The 15,150-nt window shown below is 50.6% G+C and carries 17 protein-coding genes; 12 read left to right on the plus strand and 5 right to left on the minus strand.

Annotated elements, in window-relative coordinates; translation table 11 throughout:
• The first annotated feature begins 54 nt into the window (after positions 1 to 54).
• On the plus strand, positions 55 to 771 hold the full coding sequence (locus BM030_RS14640) for a LytR/AlgR family response regulator transcription factor (RefSeq protein ID WP_170845753.1): 717 nt from the start codon (positions 55 to 57) through the stop codon (positions 769 to 771).
• On the opposite strand, the gene BM030_RS14645 is transcribed toward BM030_RS14640, so the two are convergent.
• On the minus strand, positions 766 to 1,530 hold the full coding sequence (locus BM030_RS14645) for a carboxypeptidase-like regulatory domain-containing protein (RefSeq protein ID WP_090974360.1): 765 nt from the start codon (positions 1,528 to 1,530) through the stop codon (positions 766 to 768). The two genes, BM030_RS14640 and BM030_RS14645, sit on opposite strands and share 6 nt — an antisense overlap.
• A 16-nt stretch (positions 1,531 to 1,546) precedes the next feature.
• Positions 1,547 to 3,013 carry a hypothetical protein gene (locus BM030_RS14650; RefSeq protein ID WP_090974361.1) on the minus strand — a complete coding sequence of 489 codons (1,467 nt, stop codon included), beginning with the start codon at positions 3,011 to 3,013 and terminating at the stop codon, positions 1,547 to 1,549.
• 85 nt (positions 3,014 to 3,098) lie between these two features.
• On the opposite strand from BM030_RS14650, the gene BM030_RS14655 reads away from it, so the two are divergent.
• The 6 genes from BM030_RS14655 (at position 3,099) to BM030_RS14680 (ending at position 9,296) form a co-directional block, all read left to right on the plus strand.
• Positions 3,099 to 4,427 carry an OmpA family protein gene (locus tag BM030_RS14655; RefSeq protein ID WP_170845754.1) on the plus strand — a complete coding sequence of 443 codons (1,329 nt, stop codon included), beginning with the start codon at positions 3,099 to 3,101 and terminating at the stop codon, positions 4,425 to 4,427.
• Positions 4,428 to 4,445: 18 nt separating this feature from the next.
• On the plus strand, positions 4,446 to 5,249 hold the full coding sequence (locus tag BM030_RS14660; RefSeq protein ID WP_090974363.1) for a hypothetical protein: 804 nt from the start codon (positions 4,446 to 4,448) through the stop codon (positions 5,247 to 5,249).
• Between the two features lie 40 nt (positions 5,250 to 5,289).
• Complete coding sequence (locus BM030_RS14665; protein WP_090974364.1) at positions 5,290 to 5,892, plus strand: hypothetical protein; 603 nt, start codon at positions 5,290 to 5,292, stop codon at positions 5,890 to 5,892.
• Positions 5,892 to 7,046, plus strand: coding sequence for a serine hydrolase domain-containing protein (locus BM030_RS14670; protein ID WP_079717913.1), 1,155 nt, complete (start codon positions 5,892 to 5,894; stop codon positions 7,044 to 7,046). Before BM030_RS14665 ends, BM030_RS14670 begins: the two co-directional genes overlap by 1 nt.
• A gap of 34 nt (positions 7,047 to 7,080) precedes the next feature.
• Positions 7,081 to 7,950, plus strand: a complete 870-nt coding sequence (locus BM030_RS14675) for a phosphate/phosphite/phosphonate ABC transporter substrate-binding protein (RefSeq protein WP_170845755.1) — start codon at positions 7,081 to 7,083, stop codon at positions 7,948 to 7,950.
• Between the two features lie 566 nt (positions 7,951 to 8,516).
• The gene (locus tag BM030_RS14680) at positions 8,517 to 9,296 is read left to right on the plus strand and encodes a phytanoyl-CoA dioxygenase family protein (protein ID WP_090974365.1); all 780 of its coding nucleotides are present in this window, start codon (positions 8,517 to 8,519) and stop codon (positions 9,294 to 9,296) included.
• A gap of 689 nt (positions 9,297 to 9,985) precedes the next feature.
• Here BM030_RS14680 and BM030_RS14690 read toward each other — a convergent pair.
• Positions 9,986 to 10,210 carry a helix-turn-helix domain-containing protein gene (locus BM030_RS14690; RefSeq protein ID WP_090974367.1) on the minus strand — a complete coding sequence of 75 codons (225 nt, stop codon included), beginning with the start codon at positions 10,208 to 10,210 and terminating at the stop codon, positions 9,986 to 9,988.
• Between the two features lie 109 nt (positions 10,211 to 10,319).
• Between BM030_RS14690 and BM030_RS14695 the strand changes: the two genes are divergently transcribed.
• The 5 genes from BM030_RS14695 to BM030_RS14715 are packed head-to-tail and all read left to right on the plus strand — an operon-like array spanning position 10,320 to position 14,590.
• A complete protein-coding gene (locus BM030_RS14695; RefSeq protein ID WP_090974368.1) occupies positions 10,320 to 12,071 on the plus strand; it encodes a HEPN domain-containing protein in 1,752 nt (583 codons plus the stop codon).
• On the plus strand, positions 12,068 to 12,775 hold the full coding sequence (locus BM030_RS14700) for a hypothetical protein (protein WP_090974369.1): 708 nt from the start codon (positions 12,068 to 12,070) through the stop codon (positions 12,773 to 12,775). The genes BM030_RS14695 and BM030_RS14700 overlap by 4 nt, the downstream gene beginning before the upstream one ends.
• Positions 12,775 to 13,551: a hypothetical protein gene (locus BM030_RS14705; RefSeq protein ID WP_079717890.1), complete on the plus strand. Its 777-nt coding sequence runs from the start codon at positions 12,775 to 12,777 to the stop codon at positions 13,549 to 13,551. Before BM030_RS14700 ends, BM030_RS14705 begins: the two co-directional genes overlap by 1 nt.
• On the plus strand, positions 13,535 to 13,915 hold the full coding sequence (locus BM030_RS14710) for a hypothetical protein (RefSeq protein WP_139215902.1): 381 nt from the start codon (positions 13,535 to 13,537) through the stop codon (positions 13,913 to 13,915). The genes BM030_RS14705 and BM030_RS14710 overlap by 17 nt, the downstream gene beginning before the upstream one ends.
• 18 nt (positions 13,916 to 13,933) lie before the next feature.
• Positions 13,934 to 14,590 carry a hypothetical protein gene (locus BM030_RS14715; RefSeq protein ID WP_090974371.1) on the plus strand — a complete coding sequence of 219 codons (657 nt, stop codon included), beginning with the start codon at positions 13,934 to 13,936 and terminating at the stop codon, positions 14,588 to 14,590.
• A 1-nt stretch (position 14,591) separates the two neighbouring features.
• Here the strand turns inward: BM030_RS14715 and BM030_RS14720 are convergent, their stop codons facing one another.
• Entirely contained in the window at positions 14,592 to 14,891 is a 300-nt protein-coding gene (locus BM030_RS14720; protein WP_079717888.1) for a type II toxin-antitoxin system RelE/ParE family toxin, read from the minus strand.
• Positions 14,891 to 15,127 carry an addiction module protein gene (locus BM030_RS14725; protein ID WP_079717887.1) on the minus strand — a complete coding sequence of 79 codons (237 nt, stop codon included), beginning with the start codon at positions 15,125 to 15,127 and terminating at the stop codon, positions 14,891 to 14,893. The genes BM030_RS14720 and BM030_RS14725 overlap by 1 nt, the downstream gene beginning before the upstream one ends.
• Positions 15,128 to 15,150: the final 23 nt, after the last annotated feature.

Genomic DNA, 15,150 nt, shown 5'->3' on the forward strand with positions numbered 1-15,150 from the left:
TTGTCTTGCAGCAAGATGCGATGGCTGCTATGGATCACCAGAAAGGAGTTTAGCATGAATACCATCTTAATTGCCGATCCGGAACCGGCATGCCGCCGCCAAATCCGCCAGCATATCGTCGGCCGTCCGGGGTTTCGTGTGGTTGGCGAGTGCGGCACGCCGAATGAGACCGTCCGCTGTGTCAACACTTTTGAGCCGGATGTGCTTTTTCTTGATATACAACTTGGGGGCGACAGGGCGTTTGATTTAATCAGGCAGGCCGATCACTTGCCCAAGATTATTTTCACGGGTTGCTGCGAGTCACATGCCCTCCAGGCGTTTGACCATGAGGCGTTAGACTACCTATTGAAACCTTATGGCGCGGCGCGGCTTGATGCCGCGCTGCAAAAGGTGACAGGTAAACCGGCTGTAGATGTTATGTCGGGCAATGCAGCCGCCTCCGTAGGCTATCGTAAGCACCTTTTTGTAGAAGACGGGGGGCATCTGCGCCGAATTGCGGCGAATGACATCCGGTACCTCAAAGCCGCGGGCGATTACACGGTAGTGTATACCGATTGTGGAGAATTTCTGAGTTCTTCCGGTATCGGATGTATCGAGCGGAAAATGGATCCTGCGTTGTTCATCCGCGTGCATCGGTCGTTTATCGTCAATATGGAACGTGTCGACTCTTGTTACCGGGATATCGGGAAGCTGTACTTGGTCATGGAAAACGGACAGGAAATCAGTGTCGGCAAGCATTACCTGAATCATATCAAGTCGCTGATCTTATAGTGGCTCCCAATAATATTCCAACATCGCGCAGTTGTCGCATTGTTCAGCGATTTGCGGCTTGAACTGCAGATCGTACGTTTCACGGAATTCCGCGTCCGAGTTCCAAGCCCTGAATTTTACGGGCCGCCCTTCATAAGTGGCGGTAAGTTGGTATCGACCGATGGGAATATCCTTGATGTTATGTGCATCTTCCGCACGGCGGCGTATGACTTCCCCGGCGCTGCCGTCAATGAGCGGGCCTACCGGCGTAAAGACAAAGTCAATTGCCGTTTCCTCTATGTACACTCCGGGGAAGTTGTCAATGGTCACCCATCCTCCGTAAATACCCGACAGCGGTTGTGGCATGGTACCCGAAAGTTTCCATACAAAGTTGCGGACACCGGCTTCCGCGCCGAATCCAGCCGGATTCTCCGGGTGGAGGTACAATGAAAAGGTATTGCCTTGGTAGCTGACATCATGCATAGCAAAAGCATACCAGGAACCGTTGGGTACCTTGATTTTATACCTACCCTCAGCATCGGTATAGGTCGAGAGATTCGAATTGAAAAAAATGCTGTGATCTACAAGGATATGCACGCCTTGCAGCGGATTTCCGGCCTGGTCTTTCACCGTTCCCGTCAGGTAGCCGGGCTGTGGCGTACCACGGTCATCTCCTTCAGGCCCATCGTTGGCCTTTGAGCAATTGGTAAACGTCTGGATGATAAGGCTCAATATCAGCAGGAAAAATATCCATTTGATTTGCGTGCTCATTTGTTTCATGTTGGTTATCTTTTTTTTAAAAATCGTCACTACGTTTAATCTTGAACTTAAACTCCACAGCCGTTGCTTCCGGAAGATCACAGCTTTGGTGGTCAACCGGATACAGGTTGCCCGTAAACGTCCCTTCGACATAATCCTCCACCGTACTGATGACAGTCGTACCGTTGAAGATTTCCCTGTTGGTATCACATGAGCGATAGAAATTGGCGAAGTCGCGGCGGGTCTGTCCCTGGGATCTGGTCAGCGAAAAGAGCGACTGGCCATTTCCAAATCCACCGGGATAGGTGCCCCGTCCGGCGCCGTTGCACTGCAAGGCGAGGTTTATCTGCTCGTTGTGCGTGCGGATGTACAGCGTGCCGTTTACCACGCGGGCATTGCCTAAATGGGCGAAGTCTTGTTCGGCACCGTTTAGCTTGAGCTGCACGAAATTTTCGGGCATCAGGCGGATGGTTGTCAGGAGGATCATTTTGCCCAGCTTACGCCGGCCGTTGGGGGCGGTGGGGTCGCTGATGTAACCGTTCCTGCTTTCCACCTCCACCTGGATTTCCACGTTCGTTGCTTCGTTGACGGTTGTAGGGGCGGTGTAAATGGCGTCGCCGAGCAACAGATTGGTGTTGAGTTTCGGTTCCAGCGTGCCGGGGCCAGACACAATCCGCCAGCCGCTTACCGTGACGTCTTTTGAAAAGCCGATGTCGTCCATCGCGGCCAATGGCACACTATCGATTGTACTTGCGGGCATCAATGCGCCAAGCACCTGTTCCATCAGCTTGAGGCTCACCGTTTCCCCCGCCCGTGCGGTTTCTTTGTCCTGACGTAGCGACAGCATATCGAACCACACCCAGTCGCTGAAGTGGTGCGTTTCTACGGTCAACAGGTGCTGTTGCGCATCGAGTGCCGTAGGCACGCCACACCATATACCGTCATTCCGTTGGAAAGCCACCATGCGGACTGTCGGGTTGTCGCCATTGCCGGGTACATACGGGAAAGATACCTTGATGGGTTTCTTGAAATGGACGCCTTCCGGCATGAGTCTAAACGCTTGTGCAGCAGAACCATCGTCCAGCGTGTTGGTAATGGGCTGGATGGCAAAGGTAGTCGGCTGCGCCACCGCTTCGGGCGGAATTTCCAACCGTACAGCTTGCTCGTATTGCAGAACGCCACCATTGGCCCCGATAATCGCTGAAGCGGCACTGGCCGAAGGTTGACCTTTTGGCCTGGTTACCGGTTCGCCGAAAACCGGCGGCGCCTCATCGTCTGCCGACGCAGGGGTATCCTTGTTGCAAGACAAAGCCAACACAAGTGTTAGGTATCCGGCCAAGGTGAGCAAGGATGTTTTATGTCGTTCCATGATCAATTTTTGGTGCAAGTATCGCCGGTTTTTGTCTTTACTGAACAACGCTTTCGACGAATCGCCGATAGCGCCGATGAACCGCTTTAAACCGCGATAGAAAATCCCATGACTTTCGTCGAAGCTATGGTGCATTCATGCCGCTATATTGCTGTTCATCGAAACGGACAAAGGCGATAAGGCAGCAGAGGTAACTTTGCGCCCATTAATGATTTGTGTTATGAAGTGCTTACAACGAACAACAGCGGCGATTGCCGCAGCTATAGGAATCGTATTCGGCATCATGCCCCTTCCTATACAGGCCCAGTCTATCCTGAACAAAATAAAGAACAGAGCGGAGCAGACCGCGACCCAGAAAGTATTGAACGAGACCGATAAGGCGGTATCGAAAGGGATGGATAAAGCCATCAAATCGGCAACGGCTAAGCCGGATGGAGATACCCCCGAAACAGACAGCGCATCCGCTGCACCCGGGCCGGATACGGCTGCCAACAAGCAGACTGCCATCCACGCCTTCAGCAGGTACGATTTTGTGCCTGGTGACTCGGTATTGTACGCCAACGACTTCAGCGGCGAGGCCATCGGCGAATTGCCTACCGGATGGAACAGCAACGGCAGCTCGGTGGTGGTCTCGCTGGATGGACTGCCGGGCCAATGGCTGCGCATGGCGCAGCGCACCGTGGTATTGACGGACAACGAGCAGGCATTCGGGCCCGATTTTACGGTGGAGTTTGACATGGTGCTGCAAATTGATTTCAAGGGCTGGCTGCCTCCCTCATTCAAATTTGGCCTGTTGGCATCCGGGGCCGAGTCGACAACCGCCAACAAGCTGCTGTCCGACCCGAAGGGCGACAAGTCATTTTACCTGGAAATATCGCCGTTGTCGGATGCCGCCAACCTGATGCTGGAGAGTTATGAGAAGTATACCCGCCACTTTTACAGTCCGCCTAACAAGAACAAGGTCGCCCGCAGCTGGTACGGCAAATCATCGCACGTGGCGATTCAGGTGCAAAAGGAGCGGCTGCGCCTCTGGGTGGATGGCGAGAAGTTATACGATGTACCCAAGGGTATTCCGAAAGACGGCCAGCTCAACCAATTGTTTTTCCAACTGGGCAGCAGCCCGTATGAAGACGAACAGATAGGCGTATACGTCGGCAACATCAAAATAGCCAGGGGATTGCCAGATACCCGGCACAAGCTGGTAGAAGAGGGCAGGTTCAGCACCACAGGCATTTTGTTTGACACCGGTTCGGCCACCATCAAGCCTGAATCCGCCGGGGTGCTCAAATCCATCGCCGCGGTGCTTACGCAGCACCCGGATATCCGTGTTCACATTGTGGGCCATACCGATGCCGTGGGCGATGGTGCCGCCAACCAGGCGCTGAGTGAGCGGAGAGCAGCCGCGGTGAAAGAAGCGCTGCAGGCCCAGCACCAAATAGACGGCGCCCGGCTGGAAGCCAGTGGCAAGGGCGAGGTGGAGCCGGTAGCTGACAACCAAACCGCAGCGGGCCGCGCACAAAACAGAAGGGTAGAATTTATCAAATTGTAAAATAGCATGATTACGTTAATGAAGATGAATAGGGTGCCGCATTATCTTTTGGCACTGTTGCTGCTGGCAGGGTGCAGCAAAGGGGAGGGACCAGGCTTGCCTGATCCACTGGAAGAGGGAAACGATTGGGATATCGTCATCCCTTCATCGAAAGACCAGCCGGGATTCGGCGATACGGAAGGCATTCCCGCAGGGACGCCCTGGCAGCTGCCCGAAGGCATCGAGGTGGTAGCCCGGCCGGACAAGCCGTTCAATCCGGACCTCGGACTGCTGCACGGCAGCCTGAACACGTTTTATGCAGACGTAAATTTTATTAACCGCTTGAATGTAACGGTGACCGTTGAGATACCGGGAGGGCTCATTTGCCTGTTCAAACACGAAGGACGCACGCAGAACGGTATCCTCACATCCACGGTGCGTCTCCAGGTGCCGCCCACCTATGCAGACGTAAGCACGCCCGCAGACACCACCACCGTGTACCTCGGCTTGGGGTGCCTCAACTATTCCATGGCCTTCCCGTGGGAAGAAAACCAGCAATGGGACACGCAGGACTATCCCATCGGTAAGGATATGTACGAACCCGGCGTGGTCACCACAGACCCGAACATCCGCAAGCTGCTGGATTTGCTGAAAGACTACCCCAAGCTACGGCTTACCCAGCATTACAATCCGCAGGAACTCTTCGACGAAGATTATGAAACTCCCGAGTGGCAGCTTATCTATACGCTGATTCAGGGTGCGCTATGGGAAATTACCGATGGGCCGGGGCTGACGCGAAAAGACTACCGCGAATTGGTCGCGGCGCTGGAGCCTTACAAGTAAGCAAATCTCGGCATCGTTATAACCGGAATGATTTAATACGATGAGATATCACCGCATAAGCCGCTGCATCCGGGTAATGACAGCCTCTGTACTGGCTTGCTTGATCAGCGGCACAGGGGCTTCAGGTCAAGCAATGTCCCAAAGGGGAGTCTGGCTGAAGGTCGGACTGTTCATGGAACAGATTGCCTTGCCCGGAGTTTCCGGCTTCAAGTACGGCATTAATCCCGGAATACAAATCGGCGCAGAATATCATTATGGCAGTCGGGGACGTATCGCCTTTTTCCATTCGGTAGATTATGCACTTTCAACGAACCGATCGTTCGGCACGAGCAACATGTTGACCACGCAATTTGGTCCTAAGTATGTACACGGGAACGCCGTCGTCAGCTTAGGCGTAGGCGGGGGATATAACCTATTCCGCCCTGCCAGCCCCGTCTATCGTACCGGCGGAGGCCATTATCACGCAAAGATATTCCAGGGAAAATGGGTCGGGGCCGCCGCCGCCAGCTATGGCCATCGGTTCGGGAAATTTGTGCCTTATGCCAGCTACGGATTTTATGTCGATTCGCCATTCATTAATTCCAGTTCCACCATCCTGCCGCACCAGCTTTTTCAGGTCGGCTTAAAAATGAATAGCCTATAATGAATATCCGACGGTTTAACTCATGGAGGATGGTCGCTTGTACGGTGTTTGGGGTTATGTCCTGCCAGCAGGAAGAGATTCCGCTGCCGGATTACAGCCCATGCTCGGCACGATACACCAACCATCCCCAGCATCAGCAGTATAGCCAGCTGCTACATACATATCAAGAACAGACGGCAGCACCCGGAAGTATTGTCGGTGTCAAGCAAATCGGCCAAGCCCCTTGGGTAGGCGCAGCGGGATACAGCAACCTGGCCCATCAGTCGGCGATGGATGCCTGTACACCGTTTCGGATCGGTAGCGTTACCAAGCTGTTTACAGCCACTGTTGTCCTAAAGCTGGCGGAGGCCGGGCTGCTCGGGCTGGACGACAAGATCACTACGCACCTGCCCGGATTGCGCGGCCAGCTTCCCCGGGCAGATGAAATAACCATCCGGCAGTTGCTGAACCATACCAGCGGGTTAGGACACCCCACCGATGATGACATGAACTACCAGCTGGGATTGATCAATAATCCGGGTTATTTTGCAGATCTTACCACACGGCAACGCCTGCAGCAGTTTATTTATGGCAAGCCGCTTAAACATCCCCCCGGAAGCAGCACTTATTACAGCAATGCCGGATATTGGGTGCTGGAGTGGATGGTGGAAGCCGCTACGGACAAGCCGTTTGCTGAAAACCTGCAGGAACAAGTATTCGTGCCCTTGGGGCTTGTGGACACCTACCTGGCCAGGCGAGCCGACCCCAATGTCGCCCGGGGATATAATCGCAGCGGGAACCGTATCTATGACGTCACACGTTGGGATGCGGCCGACGGCGACGGTGATCCTGCCGCCGGCATTATCAGCACGGCGGCAGATCTGCTCACTTTCGGCCAAGCCCTGTTTGACGGCCGGTTGCTAAGCGCGCCGTCGCTGGAGGCGATGACCACGATTGCTGAAGCTCCTGGTTGCGATGATTGCGGATATGGCTTGGGTATCGAGCTGTGGAAAGTGGGACCGTTTTCCGGTTACGGGATGAATGGCAGCTCGCTGGGCGTAGATGCCAATCTGATTTATTTTCCCGACCGGCAGATGGCTGTCGTGCTGTTTTCCAATTATGGCGGTGGGAACCGCAAGGATGTCATTGAAGATTTGTTACATGTCACGGATTAGTCACCTACTGTTTCTGTTGTGGTGTTTAACCCCCATGCAGGGGATCGCCCAATTGCGCGTCGCAACCTATCAATATGCCGGCAACAGCCGGGAGAACAACATCCGTCCGGCGGCTAATGTCGTCGCCGCAGCCATCGGCCAGACCGCAAAGGTGGCCAGCTACGCCGGCGTCCGCGAGTTGGTGGATGCCATCCAGCGGGATGAAGTGGACCTGGCATTTATCAATACGTTCGGGTACCTGCTGCTGGCGGCCGATTCCGCGGCTGCGACAGGCATGCCGCCGTTGGTCGTGTGGCAGCCACCCACGGGTGGCGTGGGAGACAATTACCGCTGCATTTTCATCGCACCGCAGGGCGGTCTTATAGCTGACTCGGCCGATATCGTGCGTTATGCTTCCGAACTTTCGCTGCTGTTGGTCAGCGAAGGCTCCACCTCAGGCAACCTGGTGCCGCGTATGGCACTATCTGCCTTGGGCATCGCGTACCCCGAGCAGCAATTCAAGACGGTGGTATACGGCGGCACCCATCAGGCCGCAGCCGGGCAAGTAGCCATGGGCAAAGCCGATCTTGGCGCAATCGGTAGCATTGCTTATGCCGATTTTGTGCGCGATACCACCAATCGCCCTATCCGGCTGGTCTGGAAATCTCCGGAGATACCGCTGGGTCCGGTGTTGGTGAGTAGCCGGTTTTCTGATCCGGAGCGGGAGCAGATGGCTGCCGCATTTACCAACCTGCACCGAAGCCATCCCGCAGCATTCGAGGCGGCAAAACAGGGTTGGTCCGAAGCCCAGCATGTTCAAACCTATCAGCGTGTGCCTGCGGATTATCTCGATCGGCTGATGCCGCAATTCGGCGATATTGCCGAACTGAAACGTATATTGGCCAAATTTCTGACTGGTGGATAAAGACGCCTCGTAATATTGGCTGGACGACCACCCGGATTCGAAGCGATACGCATCACATCAACACTGTTGTGCGCCTGTTGTTGCATGGAAAGCGGCCGCTATCCAAACAATTCCCCGGCCCGCGCGGCATCTCGTTGGAAAGGCATGTCTAGTAAGGGGATGTCGATATATAATGGATATCGGTCAATGGTATCCTGCGCTGCGCCGTATCCAACGGTCAAGTATAAGCGTAGTGCGGGTTTCGGAGCGATTCACTGTCCGCCCACACTAAACTTTGATAGATTGCAAAATACTCAATTTCAGTCGTTCATCACGCATTATGCTTATACAATGTTATGTGCATACCCTTTTTCGTTTTGTTCGTTTAGAGATTTTTTTAATTTTGTCGCAATGAGAATGACCGTAATGCTATAATATTCCTTCAAGCTTAGTTCTTAAGCAATGCGCTTTATTTATACAAAGCGTCCGTTTCTATTATTTATTCATTTTATTAATAATCTTAAAACCAAGTCCACTGGTCGATAGGATTTGTTGCTGTATGTGGTTGGTTTTTAAATAAGTAAATTATGCCAGATATACTAAGTAAAAAGGAAATAAAGCATTTTATTTATAACGGTTTTGTTCGTCTTGATAATTCATTTTCCAAGGAAATCGCAGATTCTGCTTTAGAAATTCTTTGGAATGACCTTCCTTGTGACAGGTCAAATCCTTCAACCTGGATTGAGCCTGTAATTCGTTTGGGAATGTACACAAATGAACCTTTTGTTAATTCCGTAAATACTCCAAAGTTACATAACGCTTTTAATCAATTAATAGGTAAAGACAAATGGATTCCTTGTCGGAATGTAGGAACGTTTCCTGTCAGATTTCCATCTGATCAGCAGCCTAACGATACTGGTAAACACGTAGATGCAAGCTTTCCGGGAAATGACCCGAATAATTTTTTTGAATGGCGTGTCAATGTCAAATCAAAAGGACGAGCATTATTAATGTTGATTTTGTATTCAGATGTCAGCGAAAATGATGCTCCAACAATCATATATGAAGGTTCTCATATTGATGTTGCAAGATTATTGTGTAAAGAAGGAGATTTAGGTCTTTCTTTTATGGAACTTGCAGGCAAGTTGGACGAGTTGCCAAAAAGAAAAGAAGTGTATGCAACTGGTAAAGCAGGTACAGTTTACCTATGTCATCCGTTTTTGGTTCATTCAGCTCAACCACATAAGGGAAGTACGCCTAAATTTATGGCACAACCACCTTTGTTGTTAAGGGGCGAATTGTCTATTTCAGATTCTGATGTCGGCTATTCTCCCGTTGAAATGGCTATTCGTTTAGGATTAGATTAATATAATGAAGTCACATTGAAGGAGGTTGTTTATAACAACCTCTTTCTTTTTTGGGGTTGCACATAACGTTTAAATAAACGAACATATACGCCAGGATGAACGTTGTCGACTGTTTCAGCCACGGGTGCCTCGTCTCGCAGGTTAGCATCAGTCCAGGATAAGTATCCGCCAATTCAACCGGGCAGGAGTGTTCCGTGCCGCAGCTCAATGGGTACTGGTGCTGTACGGCGTTTGCTTCCGCAAGGCTCCCGAACATTTCCATATAGAGACTCGGTGCATCTAAAGCTTCTTTGGTCATGATTTCTGATTTCCAGCAAATTTAGGCGGATGGATGTTGCGGGTAGCCGGCTTTCGACAATACGCTGCAGGAGTCGACAAACCGTCTGTGCTGCGGTTGAGCGTTCGATAGCGAGGGTGGTCAGCCAGGCGGATCCCGCTCCGGTGGCACCCGATACTTCGTAGCGGTAGGTATTGCCGCTGGCTGCTTTATTTCAGCAAGGTTTGGTAACTGTGTTCAAAGCTGCTTTCGTATTCGATATGTCCCTTTTCAGATGCCCCGAAAAGGACAACGCTGTTGTTGCCAAGAAAACGAAGTATTTCTAATCAGTAAAATAATTAAGTGCTTCCTATCAAAAGTGTCCGATACGACACTTTTGATAGGAAGCAAGCAATTTAACCGGGTCATTTTCTTAATCCACCTGCGGCACTAACGTCAAGTGGCCATATAAAAGTGTGAGCAGCTCGCACGGATCCATATCAATGGCTTTGGCAATCAGGTAAAGTTCATCCGCCCGCAATTTGGTTGACACGTTAAGCGTGAGTTCGTTTATCCGGGCTTTGCTCAATCCCGTCCGTCTGGCCACCATCGACTTATTGACCGACCGTTTGGCCAAAATTTCACCCAGTTTGGTCATATATGCTGTTCATTTGTTTAGGTGAAATTACTATATGTATAGAAATTATGCACAAAATTTTTGACAATTTAAATATTATGTATACGTTTGTATAGAAAATCTATACAATATGAATACTGATATTCAACTTTTGGTCGACCGATTAGTCCAGCGTATGGATCTCGATCGTATTTTTCTGTTTTCATATCCTTTCCTTGAAAAGGAGAAGCAGCAGCTCCTGCTGGTGGTCAATCCAGTTAAAGGGCTTTCCCCCAAAGCTATGGCACCCATTGTCTCCCTCTGCATGTCAGATACCACCGAAATCCCGTTTGACATGGTGCTTACCGGTGAATGGCAGAACCAGTTGAAGCAGGGGAGTCTGTACTACACGTATGCGTCATTGCCACCGCACCAGCTACATGCCGCATCAACGAAAAAAAATCCGCTGTTTTCCCGGAAAACCATTACCGGCTTATTGGAACTCTCGCAGCTCAACTACAAGAAAAGCCGGAAACAGTCAGACGAGTTCCGGGAGGCGGCCGATAACTTCCTTGCCAAAGACGACTACAGCCAAGCCACGTTCATGCTACACCAATTCATGGAGCTCCGCCTCAAAGGCTTCCAGGCTGCTTTGGGCATGAACGGCGGTAAATCCCATAGCGTTCAGCAGCTGATGAAATCCGTGCGGAATGTGGCGCCGCAGCTGTTGGAAATTTTTCCCTGTGACGGACCGTCAGCTGAACTTTTCCGCATGCTGGATCAAGCATATACCCAAGCCAAGAAGCAGGAGACGATTGCTATCAGCCTGGACGAATTTAACCTTCTCCTGGAGCAATGCGAGCGTGCGCGGACGGTGATGGACGGCATGGTTGCCGCTATGGTTGAACGGATCACGGCGTATCGCGGGCAGCTGGAGGCCGCGGCGGCGCAGCAGGCGGCTGACGGAGCACGGCAGGCTCCCAATGCTGCCACACTTTCGCCAATGGCTTCTACCCAGCTTATCTGCGAGGATTTTTCCGGCTTTCCATGGCCGGAGCAATACAAAAAGGATGTCAACGCGTTGCTGGATCGTATCCATCAAACGCACCGGCCTGAGCAGGTGATGATGCTGAATTATCACACAGGCGGTTTTTCGGGAGTGAGCCCGTTCCAGCAAGAACAGGTGGAAGAACGGGAAGGTTCGAAAACTGAACTTTACCTGGTCGTACTGATGAAAAACAAAGGGCCGTTCCACTTCCGTTGCATGGAGGTGGGGGAAGCCAGCGCCATGGTGGTTTACCTCAACGTGAAAACCGTGCAGAAGAACCTGGCGGAAGGCAACCGCTTTTTCCATACGATGTGGACCAAGGGGCGCACCTTGCGCAGGAAGGCAACCTTTGAACCATCATTTGAAGTGGCTTCCGTGGACTGGAAAGCCGAATATGATCGGGCAGAGCAGACGTGGCGGAATGCTAAAGCCTGCATGGGTAATCTGAATGAGCTGATCCAAAACGCCGGATCGTTGAAGCTCGACACCTGCATGTTGCTGCTGGGTAACCTATTGGAAATCGGTGTCAATACCTATTTGCGGTGTGCCGTGGGCTTTGTGCCTTTTGACGTGCATCTGGCGGAGTTGATTGATTGGAGTGGCGTAGCGGGCCGCCAACTCTTAGACGTTTTATATCCGACGAGTGAAATTGAAAAAACGAGAATGAGGTTGATGCTGAGTCCGCATGCCGTATGGTGGCAGAATATGGAGATCGGTCTGTCGGGTCAATCTCAAGCGTTTTACCGAACTCGGGCGAAGGAAATGGTTCACTTTTTCGAAACGCTTTGCGAGGGGGCGGTGAAGGAACTGGAGGGGAAGGCGGGCACGGCTATTAAAGAGGGGACTGAGGCATGAGTGTGTTGTTTGAAGACAGCAACGTGGAGAAATACACAGCCGAATGCTCCCTTACGTATTCCAGTTTTATCTACTGCATGATGCTGAACCGGCTCAGCCGTGGGTATTCTGCATTGGAATTATCTTTCCTTTTAGGGCAGGACGATGATTTTATCCGAAATATGGAACGGTTTGACGTGATGGATTTCAGCATTGAACTGTATGGGCAGCTATGCAGGGTTTTTTGCCATACGAATTTTCTACGCCACCAACACCACGGGGAGCCGTCGCTCCGCCATGAAATGCATAGCTGGAAAGCGGGTGACACGATCTTTTACCGCATGGAGTGTTACAAGAGCGATTATGAAAGCATTGTATTGTTCCAGTTATGCGAAGAGGATCCGGCAGTGAGCAAGTACCGTTACGAAAATTCGGTCAAGGACCGCCAGCAAGCAGCTCAGGACGGGATAACCGAAATGTTTGTTCATCAGTGTTTCGACAAGCCCATCGAGCCGCATAGACTCTATCGGCAGCTGGAATCTTTAATTGGAGTTGGGGTCGACCCCATCCATTTCAAGACCGAACTCGACAAACTGGTCGGCCGTAAGGGAAAAGCACCGCTCAAACGCACCAAGCGCAGAAGTTTCGGCTACCGGTATGTGTTGCATCCCGGCGTGAATCTGGCGGCGGCTTTGGATTTCATTACGGATAAATTCAACAAATAATGAACATGAACATCGAAACGGCACACCTGGACGTTCCGCGGGACTTTGAAGTGGCCTGTGGGCTGTTCGGAATACCTGTACCCGGATTCTTACAATTGATTGTCGATCACTGCTGTTTCATCCACGCACATATGGGTGATACGTCCGAATTTGACATGGCAACGAAGGCATTTCTGGAGGCAGATCGCCAATTGGGCGAAAAGGAAATTAAGCCGGCAACGCACCTGTCCGAAAGTCAGCGTGAACGATTCATCCGGTTGTTAAGGCAAATGGTGGGAACAGCCACAAACCGCAATTACAGTAAATCCACGCGCAGGAAAAAAGGCAAAGTGCTTGCCGAGAAGCTGTTTGACACTTTTTCTGCCGGCTTGGAAATAAAGGACGTGGTTTATTATGACGAGGAAACCAAAATACAGCTGAGCAAGGATTTTTTGCTGATGACGCTGCTTCACCAACGCACACCCATTGAGTTGCTCAATGCCATAATGAAGCGAATCTCTTATGCAGAACTTGGCGCACGGGTTCACTTGAAACAGGAGGATTACAACCCGGCGATGGTGTTTTTTACCCGGGTGATGGAGGGCTACGGCGGTATACGTGATGAAACATATCTGGAATCGGAAGCATTCAAAATATTCCTGATGGACCTGCAGGAGTTCCGGGCCCGGTACTTTTTCTACCGTAATCTTGAGGACCGGATTTACATGTACCGCGAACGGCTTGAAGAAAATTATCAGCGTATTAAAAACCCCTATTTAAATGAAGATTATGACTAATCTGGAGAAAATCACCATCACGCACGAATTTCAACAGGTGTGCGACATCTTTAAGTTAAGTCCCGAACAAGTCGTTCAGGATTTCATTGACAACGTGTCAATAGCGGATTACCTGTGCGATCCCTACTCACTTAACCGGTGGGCCAACACGTTTGTATTTGAATACGTCATCGCGCAGGTGGAGTCGGAAGAAATTATGGTTAAATACGGCAAGTTTGCGGAGAAGCTTGTTAACGCGGCATTAGCTAACCCAAAAGATGCGAAAGACCTTGCACAAAAGATGGTGGACGAATGGCACCAAGCCGTTTTGGAAGACCGGATTAAGGAGGTGATGGAGGAAAAGGACCAATCAAACGATAAATAACGTTAAAGTCGAAACATTATGCCTTTCGCCAACCACACCCCGTACGACTACTTCCCACGGCGGTTGCACACGCGGGAAATCGGCAACCCTTACCTTGCCATTCACCAGTTTTTCGATTGGGAAAACCTACCGGAATGGCGCAACCAGCTTGATAAATGGCTGCAAGCCGCCCTAAAATCCGGTTTTCAATTGAGCCGCGATGAGCTGGTGGAGCTGTTCGTCCGTTATGAATTCATTGAGTATCTGGTGGAAGGTCTGTCACTTATCCAGCGGTTGATGGACAGCACCTACATGCCAGATCAAAAACTTTACCGCCGAATGTGCAACAATAGCGACATACTTCTTCCCGACGAAATCAACACCGCGCATGGTTATTTTAATAATAATCACAATCCGAAGAAATTCGAACGTGATGAATATTACCCGTTCCATCTGGACGCCGAAGAAAAGAAATATCCGCATGGCGTCATCCGTGATTTCTTCAATCATCAAAACCTGCCCCAATACCGTGATGCGTTATACTGGTGGTATATCGTCGCCATTGATTTTACAAACGCAGATGACAGCAGGGGCAGCAGTTACGTGTATAACCTGCATAAATACCTCACGAAGGTTATCGAGGCGGCACATTTGATTCATATCCGGTCGGCAAGCGAAATGAAAGTGGGAATTTAAATCATCTTCGATATTTTTTGCCAGATCTGCGGCTAGTATGAAATATCGAAGCAATAAAAATTTCTTTCTTCTCAGGATAGATTTTATAGACAATTAGAAATGGAAAAACACTCACAAGCGCCTCTCGATAGTTCTTTTTCTTCGTTGGGTAATGAAGCGGGTTATTTGCTATGGACCGGATTTTACTTTCTACAGCCTGTTCAAACCGCTCACCCAAACCGGGAGAGCGTTCTTCATACCAAAGAAATGAAGTCAAGTATTCTTTTTCGGCTTCAGGATGTAAAACTACGGTATAAGGCATTAGGTTTTTAATATGCGGGCTTTCGCTTTTACTTCTTCCCAAGTGGACGTATTGATTTTCCCACTTTCATATTCAGCAAGCCTACGGTCGAGTTCGGATATAAACGCAGGGTCATCCCAAGGGTTGCCTTTTGCAGTGATCTCTTCTTCCACCATGGTATAAATGGCTTTTACCTTTTTGTCATCCGCAAAGCGGATATAATCATATAATTTTTCACGTATGGTCGTACTACGCATAACAATATAGTCTACTCAACATC

Source organism: Parapedobacter composti (genome assembly GCF_900112315.1).
In the GTDB taxonomy this organism is placed as follows: domain Bacteria; phylum Bacteroidota; class Bacteroidia; order Sphingobacteriales; family Sphingobacteriaceae; genus Parapedobacter; species Parapedobacter composti.

Excerpts from the sequence above, each read along its gene's own strand:
- BM030_RS14640 (WP_170845753.1), top strand. The coding sequence starts at position 55 with ATGAATACCATCTTAATTGCCGATCCGGAACCGGCATGCCGCCGCCAA.
- BM030_RS14645 (WP_090974360.1), bottom strand. The coding sequence starts at position 1,530 with ATGAAACAAATGAGCACGCAAATCAAATGGATATTTTTCCTGCTGATA.
- BM030_RS14650 (WP_090974361.1), bottom strand. The coding sequence starts at position 3,013 with ATGCACCATAGCTTCGACGAAAGTCATGGGATTTTCTATCGCGGTTTA.
- BM030_RS14655 (WP_170845754.1), top strand. The coding sequence starts at position 3,099 with ATGAAGTGCTTACAACGAACAACAGCGGCGATTGCCGCAGCTATAGGA.
- BM030_RS14660 (WP_090974363.1), top strand. The coding sequence starts at position 4,446 with ATGAAGATGAATAGGGTGCCGCATTATCTTTTGGCACTGTTGCTGCTG.
- BM030_RS14665 (WP_090974364.1), top strand. The coding sequence starts at position 5,290 with ATGAGATATCACCGCATAAGCCGCTGCATCCGGGTAATGACAGCCTCT.
- BM030_RS14670 (WP_079717913.1), top strand. The coding sequence starts at position 5,892 with ATGAATATCCGACGGTTTAACTCATGGAGGATGGTCGCTTGTACGGTG.
- BM030_RS14675 (WP_170845755.1), top strand. The coding sequence starts at position 7,081 with ATGCAGGGGATCGCCCAATTGCGCGTCGCAACCTATCAATATGCCGGC.
- BM030_RS14680 (WP_090974365.1), top strand. The coding sequence starts at position 8,517 with ATGCCAGATATACTAAGTAAAAAGGAAATAAAGCATTTTATTTATAAC.
- BM030_RS14690 (WP_090974367.1), bottom strand. The coding sequence starts at position 10,210 with ATGACCAAACTGGGTGAAATTTTGGCCAAACGGTCGGTCAATAAGTCG.
- BM030_RS14695 (WP_090974368.1), top strand. The coding sequence starts at position 10,320 with ATGAATACTGATATTCAACTTTTGGTCGACCGATTAGTCCAGCGTATG.
- BM030_RS14700 (WP_090974369.1), top strand. The coding sequence starts at position 12,068 with ATGAGTGTGTTGTTTGAAGACAGCAACGTGGAGAAATACACAGCCGAA.
- BM030_RS14705 (WP_079717890.1), top strand. The coding sequence starts at position 12,775 with ATGAACATGAACATCGAAACGGCACACCTGGACGTTCCGCGGGACTTT.
- BM030_RS14710 (WP_139215902.1), top strand. The coding sequence starts at position 13,535 with ATGAAGATTATGACTAATCTGGAGAAAATCACCATCACGCACGAATTT.
- BM030_RS14715 (WP_090974371.1), top strand. The coding sequence starts at position 13,934 with ATGCCTTTCGCCAACCACACCCCGTACGACTACTTCCCACGGCGGTTG.
- BM030_RS14720 (WP_079717888.1), bottom strand. The coding sequence starts at position 14,891 with ATGCCTTATACCGTAGTTTTACATCCTGAAGCCGAAAAAGAATACTTG.
- BM030_RS14725 (WP_079717887.1), bottom strand. The coding sequence starts at position 15,127 with ATGCGTAGTACGACCATACGTGAAAAATTATATGATTATATCCGCTTT.